This is a genomic window from Streptomyces iranensis (assembly GCF_017874715.1).
Taxonomy (GTDB): domain Bacteria; phylum Actinomycetota; class Actinomycetes; order Streptomycetales; family Streptomycetaceae; genus Streptomyces; species Streptomyces iranensis.
In genome coordinates this window covers 82,956-98,526 of record NZ_JAGGLR010000024.1, presented here as the reverse complement: position 1 = coordinate 98,526, position 15,571 = coordinate 82,956, and the positions used below count along the sequence as shown (strand labels likewise).

The following is a 15,571-nucleotide window of genomic DNA, read 5'->3' as shown; positions in this document are numbered from 1 at the left end:
CGAGCGGCCTCCAACCCGACGTGAGGAACGACATGTTGCCCAAGATGCGCACGCCCGAATCACGGCAAATGATCACGCTGGAGGTGCGCCGGAACACATCGCTGACACCCGCCTTCTCGACCATCACGCTCGGCGGACCCGAACTGGAACATCTGAAGCCGATGGGCTTCGACCAGATGGTGCGGCTGTTCTTCCCCCGCGAAGGGCAGGACGGACTGAGGATGCCGAAGCTGTCCAGCGAGGCGTGGATGGCGGAATTGCTCCTCCTGCCGAAGTCACGCCGACCATGGGTGCGCAACTTCACCATCCGGCGCGCCCGGCCCGAACTCGGCGAGGTGGACATCGAGTTCGCCCTGCACGGCGACACCCCGGCCTCCGCCTGGGCCCGCCGCGCCCGGCCCGGAGACCCGGCGGGCATCTTCGACATGGGCATGAGCTATCTGCCACCGGCCCATGCCGAATGGCAGCTGCTCGCCGGGGACGAGAGCGCCGTACCGGCGATCCTCGCCATCCTCGAGGACGCTCCGGCGTCACTGGTGGCGGAGGTCTTCCTGGAGGTGCCCGGGACCGCCGACATCCGTAAGGACATCACCGCTCCCGAGGGTGTACGGGTGCGGTGGCTGGCCCGGGACGGCGCGGACACCCTGCCCGGCGGACTGGCCCTCGAGGCGGTCAGGACGTCGTCGCTGCGACCGGGCCGGTTCTACACCTGGGTCGCCGGGGAAGCCGGACTGGCCACCGGGCTGCGCCGCCACTTGGTGCGCGACCGCGGCGTGCCGAAGCCGGACATCGCGTTCTTCGGCTACTGGCGGCACGGCCGCTCCAGCCCCGGCTGAGAGCCTGTGTCATATCCCCGGCCGGGCGTGCGACGCCTGGCACGCACGCTCGCGGCGTTGCCGAAACGCCCATGTGGCTCCGCCACGAGGGCGCTCCGGCGCCTTGCGATCGCACGCTCCCCCAGCTACCGCTGGGAGGTGCCCCCTGACGCCGCACGCTGATCCGGCCGGGGATATGACACAGGCTCTGAGCTCACACCGGTGGCCGCGGGTCGTACTGGATGCCACGCCGCACCTGGCGTGCGCGCTCCGGCGAGGCCAGCCTGGCCACCAGGTGAAGGGCCATGTCGATACCGGCCGAGACCCCCGCGGAGGTGATCAGGTCACCGTCGTCGACGAACCGCTCATCGGGGCGTACGTCGATCGTCGGGTCGAGCTCGGTGAGCCGGTCCAGCGACGCCCAATGCGTGGTCGCGGGCCGCCCGGCCAGCAGTCCGGCCGCCGCGTAGACCAGCGAGCCCGTGCACACGCTCGTCATCAGGGGCACGGATCGCCGCTGGGCCCGGACCCACTCCAGATGCCGCTCGTCCCCGAGCTGGGGCCGGGTCCCCTGGCCGCCGGGGTGCAGCAGCACATCCAGGGCGGGCAGGTCGGCCATCGCGTGATGGGCCGCTACGGTGAGCCCCTTCGCGCAGGTCACAGGGTTTCCATCGGCGGAGAAGCAGAACACCCGCCACCCGTCCTCGGCGAAGTTGCGCGTCCAGTAGGACAGCACCTCCCATGGACCGATGGCGTCGAGCTCCTCCACGTCCGGGAACAGCAGGATCCCGATCTTCCGCGTGTCTTCCTGGGCCATACCGCGATCCAATCAGACCCCTCCCCGCTCGGCCACGGATTTCGCGGGGAGGGGCGAGACCGCCGGTCGATGCCGGCGGCCTCGCGCCATCGCGACGCGGTCGCGGTCAGTACGCCACCGGGCGGTTCTCCCGCACCCAGAGCTGTTCGGCTTCGCTGCGCGAGGGAGGGGGCCACATCCCGTCGATCATCCAGAGGTCCCGGGGCGTCTCGTCGACGTGGAACTCGCAGTGCAGCCCGCGGTCCCGGGTGTGAGGGGCCAGCAGACGGTTGAGCCCCTCGGTGCCCTTCTTCCTCACCTCGGGGTCCGTCAAGTGGCGGGCGAGGTGCTCGACCACGACCCGGACGGTGTTGTCCGACGGCTCCCCGCCGACCAGGAACGAGGACTCGGGGACCTCGTGGAAAAGGGTGACGACGTAGAACTTCGGCAGACCGACCCGGGTGTAGTACTCCGTGACGTCCGCGGCGAATTGCCGCTTCTGCTCCGCGGAGTAGGCGTCGACCGGATGATAGACGTGCCACAGGGGCATTGCTCTCTCCTTCAGGACGAGTGAAGTCGAACGGTGCTGACGAGCGGCTGTCCGCGGCGGGCGGTCAGCGTCCCAGGAGCAGGGTGAGGCCCTCCACCGGCCCGGCGAGCGCCGCCTTCATCTGCCGGGTCACGGCGTCGACGAGCACCTCGTTGCCGCCGCTCTCGACACCGTCCAGGACCGCCTCCACGACCTCGGCCGGGGAGATCTTCTGACTCGGTATCCCGGCGACCATGTCGGTGTCGGCGAGTCCGAGGTGCACCCCGACCACCTGGGTCCCCTGCTCCGCCAGCTCGATGCGGAGAGAGTTCGTGATCGACCACAGGGCGGCCTTCGAGGCGCCGTAGGCGGCCGCGCCGGCGCCCCAGGACAGCACGGAGTGCATGTCGACCAGCGCGCCGCCACCGCGCGCGGCGAGGACCGGGGCGAACGCACGGGCCACCCGGAGGGGCCCGAAGACATTCGTTTCGAACGTGGCCACCACGTCGGCCATGTCCGCCGTCAGCAGCGGCGAGGGCAGGAGCACTCCCGCGTTGTTGATGACGATGTCCACGTCCGTGGCCCGGTCGGCGAGAGCGGCGACCGCGTCCGCGTCGTTGACATCGAGGGAAACGGCCTCGACCCGCGGATCCTCGCTGGGGACGGGCTTTCGCGCCGTCGCGTAGACCTTCGCCGCTCCGCGCCGGAGCAGTGCCTCCACATACGCCTTGCCGATGCCACGTTGGCCTCCGGTCACCAGCACCACGGAACCATCGATCGCGACCATGTCGGACCTCCCTGTCGAACGTGTCGAATCGCGCGCACGAACCGGCAGGGACGGCGACCCATGTGGCCGCGGCCCGGCGGCGCGCTGGAATAGATTATTAGCATCATCTAAAATGGGCCGCAAATATCATCGACGCGGTACCGGCATCCGGTACCCCAGTCCGGCACCACGCGCAGAAGGAAGTACCGACCATGCCCCGAGCATCCCGAGCCGAGGCCGAACGCCACCGCGAGCAGGTGATCGCGGCCACCGCGAAGCTGGTGCGCACCCACGGCGCCGACAAGGTGAGCGTGCCGCAGGCGATGGCGGCGGCAGGTCTGACCCACGGCGGCTTCTACCGCCACTTCGCCTCGAAGGACGACCTGGTCGCCCAGGCGTGCTCGGCCGCGTTCGCCGAACGCCTCGCCGATATGGAGGAACCCCCCGAGGGCGAGGACACGAGCGGCGCCCGCGCCGCGTTCCTGGCCACCTATCTGTCCGCCCGCCACCGCGACAACCCCGGCCTGGGATGCGCCGCGGCGGCGCTGGCGGTGGACGCCGCACGTGCGGAGCCCGGCGACCCGCTCAAGGGGGCGTACACCGAGGGGGTGCGCAGCCTGATCGGCGGGATGGAGCGCAATGCGAGGACGTCCGGCGACACGGCGGCCGACGAGGATTCCGTTCTCGTCGAACTGTCCACCATGGTCGGGGCGTTGGTGCTGTCGCGGGCCTGCTCGGGCGACGATCTGTCGGACCGCATCCTGACCGCGGTGCGCGACCACGTCCTCGGCGCGTATGAGCACACCCCCGACGGGAAGGACGCGTCCGGCACCGCCGAGTGAAACGCGCTCGCGTCAGGGGTTCGCCCGCGCCTGGGCCCGCCCTCCGAGGGCGGGCCCAGGCGGGCTACCGTCCGAACGCCGGGGACAGCCGAGCCGCCAGCGGCTCGCCGTCGAGGAAGTCCAGCAGCTCGCCGGCGGTCGGTCCGGTGGCGGGGCCGTGGCGGGTGACCGCGAAGGCGGCCGCCGCGTTGGCGCCCCGTACGGCGCTGCTCAGGTCCAGCCCGTGGCCGAGGAGGGCCAGGAACGCTCCCGTATGGGCGTCGCCCGCGCCGTTGCTGTCGACCGCGGTCACCCGGCGGCCGGGGATGTGCGCGGGCTCTCCGCCGGGCGGGACCAGCCAGCAGCCGTCCGCGTCGGCCCGCAGCAGCACCCCGGTGCGCGGGCCCAGCCGGGCGGCGAGCGCCGCCGCGGCCTCCCGGGCGTCGTCCCGGCCGGTCAGCAGCCGCCCCTCGCGCTGGTTGCAGCTGACCCAGTCGCAGCGCGCCAGAACGGGCTCCAGCACCTCCTCCGGGATCTGGTCGGCCAGCGGACCCGGGTCGAGGAAGACCCGGGTGTGCTCCGGCAGCCGCGCCACGAGCGAGGCCAGGACCGGGCCGTTCACCGGGTAGGCGAGCCCGTATCCGGAGATCTGCACCAGGTCGCCGGGGCGCAGCGCGGCCAGCACGGCCGTCGCGTGGGCCTCGGTCAGCCGGGCCTCGGCGCCGAGGCTGGTGGCGAAGGTGCGCTCGCCACCGCCGTCGACGAAGGCCACGCAGAATCCGGTGTCCTCCTCCGTGAGAGGAGGCAGCGGCACCTCGATGCCTTCGCGGGCGAGGTCCGCCCGGACCCGGTCGCCGAACGGCCCGGTGCCGTGGGCGCCCGCGTACACGGCCGGCAGGCCCAGGCGGCGGGCGGCGGTGAGGACGTTGAATCCGCCGCCGGTGGTGAGGGCGGTGTCCTGCGAGACGATGTCGCCGCCGCGCTCGGGCAGTGCGGGCACCCGCATCACCAGGTCGACGATGGCGTTGCCGAGCAGGACCAGCCGACCGCCCATGGCCCCGCCGGAGGCCCCGGGGACGCCGTCGTGGCCGGTCATGAGAGCTCCCGCGCGGCCGGGGCGGGCAGCACCTGCTGCTGGGGCGGTTGCGCGGACGCCTCCTCGCGGACGGTGCCGTCGAGCCGGCGCAGCAGGGCGTAGACGCCGGCCGCGAGCACCAGGGTCACCACCCATCCCAGCCCGTTGGACCCGATCCAGCTGTGGGCGAGCGGCCCGGAGAACCACACATCGGTGGCGCTGGTGCTGGCCTCGGTGAACAGCAGGCCCACCACAATGGCCGCCGCCCAGGCGATCATCGCGGCCCAGGCGACCCCGCCCCGGAACCAGTAGCGGCTGGAGCGGCCGACGTCCATCAGGGCCGCGCCGTCGTAGGACCGGCGGAGTATCAGGTCGACCGCGAAGACGCCCACCCAGGCGTTGATGGGGACGGCGAGGAGGGTGAGGAAGGTGATGAACGGGCCGTAGAAGTCCTTGGCGATCAGGATGAAGTAGATCCCGCCCGCGAAGGTGACGACCACGTCAAGGCCGACGGCGAGGGTGCGCCGGACCCGTATGCCCAGGGTGATCATGGTGAGTCCGGCCGAGTAGACGGACAGGTGGTTGGAGAGCAGCAGTCCGCCGAACGCGGCGATCAGATACGGGATGGACATCCACGACGGCAGCATCGTGTTGATCGCCGAGACGGGGTCGGAGGCGGAGGCCAGATCGGGTTCACCCGCCGCGAGGAGCGAGCCCAGCGAGATCAGCACCACCAGCGGGATACCGGCGCCGAAGGCGGAAGCGGCCACCAGCCTGCCGCCGGGAATCCGGCGGGGCAGGTAACGGGCGTAGTCGGCCCCGGTGTTGGCCCAGCCGATGCCGGTACCGGCGGCGATCATGCCGACGCCCACGACCATCGAGCTCACCGGCCCGACCTGGGCGTGGAAGACCTTGCCCCAGTCCACGGTGGTGGCGAGAAAGCCGATCACGACCAGGTTGAGCAGCCCGAAGACATAGCTGGCCCACCTGTTGATCCACATGATGGTGGCGTGGCCCAGGCCGCTGATCAGCAGGGTGCAGCCGATGAAGACCAGCAGGCACACCACGGTGAGGACGGTGTTCCGCCGGATGCCGAAGGCGGCGTCGAGCAGCGCCAGCAGGGCGAAGGCGGCCGTGGTGGTGTTGATGGTCTCCCAGCCGAGCCGGCTCAGCCAGGTGACCAGCGTGGGCCCCGCGTTGCCACGGACCCCGAACACCGCGCGGGAGAGGGTGAGGGCGGGTGCTCCGCCCCGCTTCCCGGCGATGCTGAGGGCGCCCACCAGTGCGAAGGAGCCGAAGGACCCGAGGATGGCCACGACGGCCGCCTGCCAGATGTTCAGGCCGCGGAAGCTGACCAGCGCCGCGCCGAGCGGCAGGCCGAGGATGCTGATGTTCGCGGCGAACCAGGTCCAGAACATCTGGCTCGCGTGGCCGTGGCGCTCGGCGTCGGGAACCGGCTCGATGCCTCTGGTCTCCACGGAGCCGACGCGGTCGTTCTCTGAAGCCGCCATGGTGGTACCTGTCTTTCTGTCCGGGGGCGCTCCGGTGCGGATGTGGGGGCGGAGGTGTGTGTCATTCGGCCGTGTCGGCGCGCAGCGCGAGCAGGGCCTTGGCCAGCGGTTCCAGGTCGAGGTCGTTGACCGAGCGGAGGGTGGCGAGGGCGTCGTCGGGCAGGGCGGAGGCCCCGCTGACGGCACCGGCTATGGCGCCGGCTATGGCGCCGATGGTGTCGCAGTCGCCGCCGAGGTTGGCCGCCAGCAGGCAGGCCCGCCATGGCTCGCCCTCGGCGAGGGCCAGCACGGCGAAGGCGGCGGGGACCGACTCCTGGCTGGCGACGCTGGTGCCGACCAGGTCGCAGACGCGGTCCAGGGCCTGCCGCTCGGGAGTTGCGCGGACCAGGTCCACGGCCCAGCCGATGCGGGCGGCGATATCGGCCCCGGCGACCCAGTGGCCGCGCTCGGCACCGGCCGCGGCCGCCGTGATCGCCGCGCCGACGGCGTCCTCCAGGTTTCCGCCGTCGATGCCACGGCTCACCGCGGCGGCCACGGCGGCTGCGGAGGCGATGCCGATGGAGGTGTCATGGGTGACCTGGCACGCCTCCGCGACCCGGTCGAGGAAGGGCTCCAGGGGCGTGTCGGGGAAGGCGACGCCGACGGGGGTGATCCGCATGGCCGCGCCGTTGGTGGCGCCGGACTTGCCCGCCTCCTCCGGCGGTACGCCGCGGGACACGGCCTCCAGGGCGGCCTTGGTCGAGGGGCCGAGCAGGTCGAAGGAGCCCTTGGCCTTCATGGCGCGCTCCCACTCCAGGAGCTCGTGCGCGAGCCGCAGCGGGTCGATCCGGCCGCCGGACCCGGTCAGCAGCCGTCCGACGATGACGGCCTGGTCGGTGTCGTCCGTGACCGAACCGGCGGGCATTCCGGCGCTCACCGGGTTGTCCTCCGGGCCGGGTTCGAAACCGGTGACGGTGCCGAACCGGGCGACGATGGACCGCCGGGACATGATCTGGGTGGGCATACCGAGGGCGTCGCCCATCGCCAGGCCGTAGAGGGCGCCGAGCGCGCGGTCGTGCTGGTGGTTCATCGGGACTTCCTGTCAGTGCGCGGAGGCGGTACGTCGGGCGCGGGCGGGCGCGGTGTGCGGTCTCATCGGGGCTGCTTCACCGCGGATGCCCCATCGCCATTGCCCAGGGCCCTCTCGTCGGGGCTCTCCCCGAAGCCGAGGTGCAGCTGGAAGCGGGCGGGGTCCAGGAGGCTGGTCACCTGCTCGACGATCCGGCCGTCGGCCCCGCGGCTGACCCGGCGGGTGTTGAGCCAGACCTCTCCCACCTGGCGGCGGAGCAGGGTCGCCTCGTCGGCGGCCAGCTGACGCACGGACGCCCACTCGTCCCCGTGCGTGGCCCGGATGCCGACCGCGGCGAGGGTCTTGGTCAGCGAGCCGTCGAGGAGCCCGCCCACGGGGGCGTCGGCCAGGGCCGGGACCATCGGAACCCGGCTGCGCTCCAGCGCGACCGGAGTGCCCTCGGGCAGCACCCGCAACCGGTCGAGCGCCATGAACTCGACGCTCTCGATGCCGAGTTCGCCGGCCAGCCGGGCATCGCGCACCGCTTCGAGACGGAGCACCTCGGTGGTGACCTGGGCTCCCTGGTCGGCCAGCGCCCTGGTCCACCCCAGCCGGTTGTCCAGCAGGCCGCCGTCGAAGGTGACGAACGAGCCGACGCCCGCGTGGGTGGAGATCAGCCCCTGCTTGCTGAGCTCGTCCAGCGCCTGGCGGACGGTGGCCCTGCTGACCGCGAAGCGCCGGGTGAGCGCGTGTTCGCCGGGCAGCCTGCTGCCCGGCTCCAGGGCGCCGCTGTGGATCTCACGGGCCAGGACGCGGGCGATGCGCTGATGCTTGAGGACCTGTTTAGGCATGTCCGGACGTTAGCCATACATGTTCAGTCCTGTCTAGAGTCGCAAGCACTCGAATCGGAAACTGATCACTCTTGGTCCGGTAACGCCAGCCACCGCACCGGCATAGCTGTGCCATACCGGCACCACATCGTGCAGGTCCTCGTAACGGATCAGGTCGATCACATCGATGATGTGGGTTCGAGCACACCCGCGGCGTGCCGGTGTGACGCTCAGCCGCGGGGCCACCGTACGGCGGTGTCGGCCACGGCGGAACGCGCCCGCTCCAGTGTCTCGGGGTGCCCGAACAGACCCGGCAGTCCGCCCGTGTGCACGAAGACCGTACGCTGCCCGGGGCGCACCTGGCCATCGTGGACGGCCGCGATGAGACCGGCCAGGGCACGGCCGGTGTAGATGGGGTCGAGGACGATGCCTTCGGTGCGGGCCGCCGTGGTGATGGCGTCCATGACCGGTTCGGTGAGCGCGGAGTAGCCGGGCCCGACCTGATCCAGGCGCAGCCGCAGAGACGTGGCCGCGGGCTGTCCGGCCAGCCCCTCGACCAGGCGGCCGACGGTGTGCCCGGGATCGGCGACGGCTCCGCAGTGCACCCCCAGCACCCGCTCGGCCCCGAGGGTGTGGACGAGCCCGGCCATGGTGCCGCCCGATCCGACCGCCACCACCGCCGTGGTCAGGTCCGGGTCCTGTACCAGGAGTTCCGTCCCCGCCGCGGCATAGCCCTGGGCGCCCAGCACGCTGGAGCCGCCGAAGGGGATCACCGCGGGCCGGGCGCCCCGCTCACGCAGATCGCGGGCCACGTCCTCCACGGCTGCCGCGAGTTCCGCCTCGCTCACCTCGCCCGCCCATACGACGCGGGCGCCGAAGAGACCGTCGAGCGCGATGTTGCCGGTCATCCCCTCGCTCGGCGCACCGGCGAGGACCAGGACCACCTCCATGCCCAGCCGGGCCCCGGCCGCGGCCGTCAGACGGGCGTGGTTGCTCTGCGCGGCCCCGCTGGTCACCAGCGTGGTGGCGCCCTCGGCGCGGGCGGCCCCGGCCGTCCACTCCAGCTTGCGGACCTTGTTGCCCCCGCCGCCCAGCCCGATCAGATCGTCACGCTTGATCCACAGATCATCGGGCTCCAGCCCGATGGCACGGGCCAGGCGTGGCGCCGCCTCCAGCGGTGTGGGCCGGCTCATCAACTCGGCCCGAGCGGTGTCCTGGCCCCGCGTGGTGCCCTGCCCCCGCATGGCATCCTGGCCCCGCGTGGTGCCCTGATCCTGCGTGGTGTCCTGACGCTCTTCTGACACGATCGCCGCCTTCGCCTCACATACCGGGGCCGGGCTCGGCGTGAAGGGGTTGCGACAAGGCGGCCTTGGCCTGCCTGGTCTCCTCATCGGCGAGTACTTCCAGCCAGTCGTTCGCCAAGGCTTCCATGGTCTGCTCGGCCACGTCGACCGCGGTGATCTTCGGTGCGTCCACCCAGGCGCTGAGGTCCGTGTCCACGAAACCGGCGTGGACCCCGACCACGAGCGTGTTCTGTTCCCGCAGCGCCTGGCGCAGCGCGTCCGTCAACGACCACTGCGCCGCCTTGGAGGCCGCGTACCCGGGGAAGTCCGGCTGTCCGACCCAGGAGGCCAGCGACAGCATGTTCACCAGCGCGCCACCGCCGTTGCGGGCCAGGATCGGGGCGAACGCCCGGGAAACGGCCCAGGTGCCGAAGTAGTTGACCTCCATCGCCTGACGCGCGCCCTCGAAGCCGCCCGCCAGGAGCTCGGTGCCGGTGCCCCCGACGCCCGCGTTGTTGATCACGATGCTGACATCGCCCGCGATGGCGGCGGCCGTGGCGACCTGCGCCGGCTCGGTGACGTCCAGCCGCAGCGGGGTGAGGCCCTCGTCAACCCCGTGTGCCGGATCGCGGACACCCGCGTAGACCTTCGCCGCACCGTGTTCGAGCAGCCCCCGGGCGAAGGCGCGGCCGATACCGCGATTGGCCCCGGTGACCAGGGCGGCTGATCCCTTGATGTCCATCGTGCTCCCTTTCCGGCCCGCCCTCATGACCGGGGCCGGCCCATTCGCTCACCCCCGAGACCCTGACTATACAAATAAAATCCAGCTGGGCGTCAGTCGCCCGGTGCCGGTTCGACCACGAAGGCGACCTCGGCACAGGGCACCTCGCGCCCCTCCTCGTCCACGAACCCGACGTTCACGGCCTCGCCCGTGGAGCGTGTCCGCCGGAGCGACGAGGGGCCCGACGGGCGGGGGCGGTGGCGGTCGCCCCACTGCTGGAGCGCGGCGAGCACGATCCGCAATTCCTCCCCGGCCTGCGTCAGGTGGTAGCTCCGCCGATGCCTGCTGCCGGGCTCCTGATACGTCCGCGTACGCACCACCCCGGCCTCGACCAGCAGCTTGAGCCGGGCGCTGAGCAGATTGGGCGCCACCCCGAGAGACGCCTGGATCTCGGCGAACCGGTGTCTGCCCGCGAAGATCTCGCGCAGCACCAGCAGCGCCCACCGCTCGCCCAGAATCTGCAGGCTCCGCTCGATGGAGCAGGCGGGCTCATCATCGATGGGCCCCGAGATCTTGCTCTCAGGTGACACCGCACACCTCACGTCCGATCCGACTCAACTCTCCGCCCGCGAGCATAGGCGCTACATATTTTTTCTCTACTCAGATACGGAAGCGTCGGGCGCGGGTCGCCGCCGCTCGAGTTCGGTGTAGCGGGCGCGCATCGCCTCACTCGCGGCCGGACCCGCGGTGAACACGTACATCTCGCTGTCGTCGAGGCTTCGGCCGGTGCGCGCGTCCACCACGACGGGGTCGGCCTCCTCGCCGGTGCGGGCGTCGACCAGGATCATGGCGCGCTCCTCCGCCGCGAGGTGCTGATTGCCCCAGGCTGCCAGCGCGACGACCACGGGCCGCAGCGAACGGCCGCGCCCGGTCAGCACGTACTCATGGCGCACCGGGTTGGACTGGTAGGGGCGCCGCTCCAGCAGGCCGTCCGCCACCAGGGTCTTCAGTCGCGTGGTGAGCATGCTGGTGGAGATGTTGAGGCTCTGCTGGAACTGGTCGAAGCGCGTATAGCCGTCGAAGGCGTCATGGAGGATCAGCAGCGTCCACCACTCCCCCACGTGCTGAACCGTGGTCGACAGCGGGCACTCACGGTCCTCCAGCCTGATCCGGCTTGCCATTGCGACACCCTCCCGAGTTACTGCTAATGTGAAAGTTACTTGCTTCTATTTTAGCAGTCACAAGGGGTGCGCCCTGCGCGCATTCCGGAACGGACAGCCTTGCCCACACCCAATGACTCCCTCTCCGGCCGTCGCGCCCTCGTCACCGGTGGCACCAAGGGCACCGGAGCGGCGATCGCGGCCCGGCTGCGGACGGCCGGTGCGACCGTACTGGTCACCGCCCGCTCCCAGCCCGAGGACGTCCCCGACGACGACTTCGTGGGCGCCGACCTGACCACATCCGAAGGCGCGGAGCACATCGCGCGGGAGGCACGACGGCGGCTGGGCGGCACGGACATCCTGGTCCATACGCTCGGCGGCTCGGCCGCGCCCGCCGGTGGCTTCGAGACGATGTCCGAGGAGACCTGGCAGCAGGAGCTCAACCACAATCTGCTCGGCGCCGTCCGCCTGGACCGCGCCCTGATCCCGGGCATGATCGAACGGGGTGGGGGCGCGGTGGTCCATGTCTCCTCGATCCAGCGGCGGATGCCACTGTGGAACGGCACGCTGGCCTACGCCGCCGCCAAGGCCGCGCTCACCACCTACAGCAAGGGCCTGGCGAACCAGGTGGCACCGCTCGGGGTGCGGGTGAACACGGTGTCCCCCGGCTTCATCCAGACCAGCGCGGCCGACGCGCTCATCGACCGCATCGCCGAGCAGACCGGTGACCGGGAGTCCGCTCTGGCATCGCTCATGGACTCCCTCGGCGGCATCCCCCTCGGGCGCCCCAGCCGGCCCGAAGAGGTCGCCGAACTCATCGCCTTCCTCGTCTCCGACCGGGCCTCCGCCATCGTCGGCGCCGAGCACGTCATCGACGGCGGCACCGTACCCGCCGTCTGAGAACCGTCCCCACCGGGAACCGACCGAGAAACCCCCTTCGACAGACCATCAGCGAGGCAGCCATGACCGACCGCACCACGCCCCTCGACGCCACCGATCTGCCCGACGCCGTCAAGCGGTATCTGAAGGCACACAACGAGCACGACGTGTCCACGGCCTCAACCGCGCTGGCGCCGGACGCGACGGTCGTCGACGACGGCAACACCTACGAGGGGATCCCCGCCATCGAGCGGTGGCTGGACCGCGCCACCTCCGAGTTCACCTACACCACCGCATTCCTCGGGGCCGAGCACGAGGGCCCGGACCGCTGCACCGTCACCCAGCGGCTCGAGGGCGACTTCCCGGGCGGCACCGTCGACCTCCGCTTTCGCTTCACGCTCCATCAGGGCCTGATCAGCCACCTCATCATCGCCCCCTGAGGCGCTTCAGACGCTCTCCACCGCGGGTCCGCCGGGCACGGCCCGCACCCGGCCGGCGCGCACCACGTCGCTGAGCGGGCTCCCCGCCTCCAGGCGGTTGATGTTGGCCGCGATATCCGTGGCACGGGCGGCGAACGTCTCCTCCGTGTGACCCGAGTTGTGCGGTGTCATCACCACGTTGGACAGCGTGTGGAACGGCAGACGGCTCGGCGCGTGTGGTGGGCCGGCCCACCACACATCGAGAGCGGCCCCGGCGATGGTCCCGGCCGACAGCGCCTCGTACAGCGCCTCCTCCTGCACGACCGGGCCACGGGCGACATTGACCAGGAGGGACCGCGGGCCCATCGCGGCGAGTTCGGCGGGGCCGATCAGTCCGCGGGTCGCGGGGCTCAGCGGCACGGTCACCACGACGATGTCGGAGTCCGCCAGCAGTTCCGGGAGCCGGTCGGTGCCCCCCACCCAGTCGGGGCGCAGATCGTCCGGCAGCGGGGCCGACGGATCGCGGCGCACGGCCCGTACACCGAGGCCGACCGCCTGGCACAGCCGGCCGATCTCCCGCCCCGTCTCGCCGAAGCCGATGACGCCGACACGGCGGCCCCGCAGAGTGTCCCCGAAGGGCAGCGTGGCCTCGACGGCCACGTTCCGCCACCGCCCGGCCCGCAGTTCCCGGTCGGCCGTGAGCACCCGCCGGGACAGCATCAGCACGCACATCAGGACGTGTTCGGCGATCGACGCGCCGTGGTGAAAGGTGTTCGCCACGGTCACATCGGGCCCCAGCGCCTCCAGGGGGATGCCGTCGTAGCCCGCGCCGACGACATGGACGAGGCGGAGGCGCTGGGCCCGGCGCGCGTGGTCCTCGGAGAGCTGTGAGCCCACGTACACATCGACGGAGGCGATGGCGTCGGCGATCCGTGCCGCGTCCCAGTCGCAGACGTCCAGCCACTCGTGCCGGTCCTCGGTCCGTGCTCTCAGCCGCTCGCCGAACCTGCTCAGAATCCGGTGGTTGAGCATGATGCGCATCCCTCGGTCACCACCGGGGGCAGCCGTGCCGGCCATGACCACCGTCCTCATATATAGGCGCTGTCTTCATTTGTGCACGCGACCCATGAGGCTGTCAATGATCAGGAGGCTCCGGCGAAGGGTCGTTTCACCTGCACCTGTTGTCATATCCCTTGACGCCCCGGCACCTCCGGTTTAGCTTCGGCGTCCACAAATGCAGACCGGGTACGTAAGTGTAGACAGCCATGTCGACTGTCGTTCTCGGGCGGCAACCCGCCAGCACCCTCGGAGATACGCCGACGATGAAGTCCTCCGTACCCTCCAGCCCGCGCCGGGAACGGGGCCGGGCCCATACAGTTCTCGCCCTCCTCACGACCGGCACGCTGCTGCTGACCAGCGCGTGCGCCGTGGCGAACAGTGACGCGGCGGGTGACGCCGGCAGCGCGGACGGCCGCACCCTGCGGCTCGTCCTCACCCAGGAGCCCCCGACGCTGGAGCCCTGCGAGTCATCGCTGACCGCGACCGGTGTCGTCGTCCGCTCCAACATCACCGAGCCGCTGGTGGAACGCGACCCCACTTCGGGGAAGCTGGATCCGTTGCTGGCGACCGGATGGCGGCAGACGAAGCCCACGACATGGACCTTCGACATCCGCCCCGGTGTGACCTTCCAGAACGGGCAGCCGTTCACGGCGAAGGACGCCGCCTTCTCCATCGACCGCGCCGTCAACTCCGATCTCGCCTGCAACGTGGACGGCTACGTCTTCGGCGACGAGAAGCTCGAAGTACACGCCGTCAGCCCCACCCGGCTGACCGTCACCACCGAGAAGACCGACCCCATCCTCCCCCTGCGGCTCAGCTTCGTCGAGATCGTGCCGCGCACCACCAGCACCAAGGCCAAGGTGCGGATACCGATCGGGACCGGCCCCTACGCCGTCACGTCCTGGCAGACCGGTGTCTCGATCTCCCTCGCCCGCAACGAGGACTACTGGGGGAAGGCACCCGCCTACCCGCGGGCCCGGTATGTCTGGCGCAGCGACGCCAGTGTCCGCGCCGCGATGATCGACAAGGGCGAGGCCGACATCGCGACGGCGCTGGACCACACCAGCGCCGACAAGGGCAACACCGTGGCCTACCCCAACAACGAGACCACCGCCCTGCGTCTGGACGGCCGCGAGGCGCCGCTCGACGACATCCGGGTGCGCAAGGCGATCGGCATGGCCGTCGACCGCAAGGGCATCATCGACGCCCTCCTCGGCGGACTGGCCAAGCCCGCCGCACAACTCGTCCCGCCCGGTGTGGTGGGCCACAACGACGACCTCGCCCCAGTCCCGTACAAAGTGGCCGCCGCCCGCGCGCTGGTGAAGGAGGCCGCCGCCGACGGCGTCCCCGTGCACCGGCAGATCACCCTTGTGGCGCGCAACGGCATGTTCGCCGGAATCTCGGAAGTGGCCGAGGCCCTGCAGTACGAGATGGCACGGGTGGGGCTGAACGTAAGGATTCGCATGGCGGACACCGCCACCCACCTTCAGTACCAGCTGCGTCCGCTGCCCCGTGACGTCGGGCCGGTGGCGCTGCTGATCATGCACGGCAACCAGGCCGGGGACGCGGCGTTCACCACGAGTCAGTACCTGGTGAGCGACGGCCCGCAGTCCACCTTCGGCACCAAGGAGCTCGACCGGCGCATCGCCGCGGCGGACGCGCTGTCCGGCAAGGCCCGCGAGAAGGCGTTCGCCGAAGTGCTCGGCTACCAGAACGAGACGGTCGCGCAGTACGCCTATCTGGCCCATATGCGCGGGCTGCTGGGACTGTCGCCGAAGGTGCGGTACCGGCCGGACTCCGCCACCGGGGACGAGATGCGGCTGGCCGAGGTCAGCCCCGCGAAGGCGGGGAGGCACTGA

Annotated in this window: 17 protein-coding genes; 5 read left to right on the top strand and 12 right to left on the bottom strand. The window is 71.2% G+C overall.

All coding sequences use genetic code 11. The features are described from left to right. Nucleotides 1-32 precede the first annotated feature (32 nt). A complete protein-coding gene (locus J2Z30_RS36385) occupies nucleotides 33-836 on the top strand; it encodes a siderophore-interacting protein (protein WP_044567402.1) in 804 nt (267 codons plus the stop codon). A 193-nt stretch (nucleotides 837-1,029) separates the two neighbouring features. Here the strand turns inward: J2Z30_RS36385 and J2Z30_RS36380 are convergent, their stop codons facing one another. The 3 genes from J2Z30_RS36380 to J2Z30_RS36370 form a co-directional block, all read right to left on the bottom strand. Continuing rightward, nucleotides 1,030-1,632 (bottom strand): DJ-1/PfpI family protein, encoded by a 603-nt coding sequence (locus J2Z30_RS36380; RefSeq protein ID WP_044567404.1) that lies wholly within the window; start codon nucleotides 1,630-1,632, stop codon nucleotides 1,030-1,032. A gap of 106 nt (nucleotides 1,633-1,738) precedes the next feature. Next, nucleotides 1,739-2,161 carry a tautomerase family protein gene (locus J2Z30_RS36375; protein WP_044567406.1) on the bottom strand — a complete coding sequence of 141 codons (423 nt, stop codon included), beginning with the start codon at nucleotides 2,159-2,161 and terminating at the stop codon, nucleotides 1,739-1,741. A gap of 64 nt (nucleotides 2,162-2,225) precedes the next feature. Further along, nucleotides 2,226-2,927: an SDR family oxidoreductase gene (locus J2Z30_RS36370; protein ID WP_044567408.1), complete on the bottom strand. Its 702-nt coding sequence runs from the start codon at nucleotides 2,925-2,927 to the stop codon at nucleotides 2,226-2,228. 191 nt (nucleotides 2,928-3,118) lie between these two features. On the opposite strand from J2Z30_RS36370, the gene J2Z30_RS36365 reads away from it, so the two are divergent. Continuing rightward, on the top strand, nucleotides 3,119-3,748 hold the full coding sequence (locus J2Z30_RS36365; RefSeq protein WP_044567410.1) for a TetR/AcrR family transcriptional regulator: 630 nt from the start codon (nucleotides 3,119-3,121) through the stop codon (nucleotides 3,746-3,748). 64 nt (nucleotides 3,749-3,812) lie between these two features. Here J2Z30_RS36365 and J2Z30_RS36360 read toward each other — a convergent pair whose 3' ends face one another. From J2Z30_RS36360 to J2Z30_RS36325, 8 genes are all read right to left on the bottom strand, one after another. Then, nucleotides 3,813-4,823: a PfkB family carbohydrate kinase gene (locus tag J2Z30_RS36360; protein WP_078956455.1), complete on the bottom strand. Its 1,011-nt coding sequence runs from the start codon at nucleotides 4,821-4,823 to the stop codon at nucleotides 3,813-3,815. After that, nucleotides 4,820-6,313: a purine-cytosine permease family protein gene (locus J2Z30_RS36355; protein ID WP_044567412.1), complete on the bottom strand. Its 1,494-nt coding sequence runs from the start codon at nucleotides 6,311-6,313 to the stop codon at nucleotides 4,820-4,822. Before J2Z30_RS36355 ends, J2Z30_RS36360 begins: the two co-directional genes overlap by 4 nt. Nucleotides 6,314-6,374: 61 nt before the next feature. After that, a complete protein-coding gene (locus tag J2Z30_RS36350) occupies nucleotides 6,375-7,382 on the bottom strand; it encodes an ADP-ribosylglycohydrolase family protein (RefSeq protein WP_044567415.1) in 1,008 nt (335 codons plus the stop codon). 62 nt (nucleotides 7,383-7,444) lie between these two features. Next, entirely contained in the window at nucleotides 7,445-8,212 is a 768-nt protein-coding gene (locus J2Z30_RS36345) for a GntR family transcriptional regulator (protein ID WP_044567417.1), read from the bottom strand. 209 nt (nucleotides 8,213-8,421) lie between these two features. Then, nucleotides 8,422-9,435, bottom strand: a complete 1,014-nt coding sequence (locus tag J2Z30_RS36340; RefSeq protein ID WP_044567419.1) for a D-cysteine desulfhydrase family protein — start codon at nucleotides 9,433-9,435, stop codon at nucleotides 8,422-8,424. Nucleotides 9,436-9,511: 76 nt separating this feature from the next. Next, complete coding sequence (locus tag J2Z30_RS36335; protein ID WP_044567421.1) at nucleotides 9,512-10,216, bottom strand: SDR family oxidoreductase; 705 nt, start codon at nucleotides 10,214-10,216, stop codon at nucleotides 9,512-9,514. 92 nt (nucleotides 10,217-10,308) lie between these two features. Next, nucleotides 10,309-10,785 carry a winged helix-turn-helix transcriptional regulator gene (locus J2Z30_RS36330; protein WP_308280212.1) on the bottom strand — a complete coding sequence of 159 codons (477 nt, stop codon included), beginning with the start codon at nucleotides 10,783-10,785 and terminating at the stop codon, nucleotides 10,309-10,311. A 66-nt stretch (nucleotides 10,786-10,851) separates the two neighbouring features. Continuing rightward, entirely contained in the window at nucleotides 10,852-11,376 is a 525-nt protein-coding gene (locus J2Z30_RS36325; protein WP_044567423.1) for a winged helix-turn-helix transcriptional regulator, read from the bottom strand. 99 nt (nucleotides 11,377-11,475) lie between these two features. Here J2Z30_RS36325 and J2Z30_RS36320 point away from each other — a divergent pair, with 99 nt between their 5' ends. Both J2Z30_RS36320 and J2Z30_RS36315 read left to right on the top strand, forming a co-directional pair. Then, the gene (locus J2Z30_RS36320; protein WP_044567425.1) at nucleotides 11,476-12,255 is read left to right on the top strand and encodes an SDR family oxidoreductase; all 780 of its coding nucleotides are present in this window, start codon (nucleotides 11,476-11,478) and stop codon (nucleotides 12,253-12,255) included. Nucleotides 12,256-12,317: 62 nt separating this feature from the next. Further along, on the top strand, nucleotides 12,318-12,674 hold the full coding sequence (locus tag J2Z30_RS36315) for a nuclear transport factor 2 family protein (RefSeq protein WP_044567427.1): 357 nt from the start codon (nucleotides 12,318-12,320) through the stop codon (nucleotides 12,672-12,674). A 6-nt stretch (nucleotides 12,675-12,680) separates the two neighbouring features. Here J2Z30_RS36315 and J2Z30_RS36310 read toward each other — a convergent pair whose 3' ends face one another. Further along, nucleotides 12,681-13,730: a 2-hydroxyacid dehydrogenase gene (locus tag J2Z30_RS36310; RefSeq protein WP_245388852.1), complete on the bottom strand. Its 1,050-nt coding sequence runs from the start codon at nucleotides 13,728-13,730 to the stop codon at nucleotides 12,681-12,683. Between the two features lie 245 nt (nucleotides 13,731-13,975). On the opposite strand from J2Z30_RS36310, the gene J2Z30_RS36305 reads away from it, so the two are divergent. Beyond that, nucleotides 13,976-15,571 (top strand): ABC transporter substrate-binding protein, encoded by a 1,596-nt coding sequence (locus tag J2Z30_RS36305; RefSeq protein WP_044567429.1) that lies wholly within the window; start codon nucleotides 13,976-13,978, stop codon nucleotides 15,569-15,571.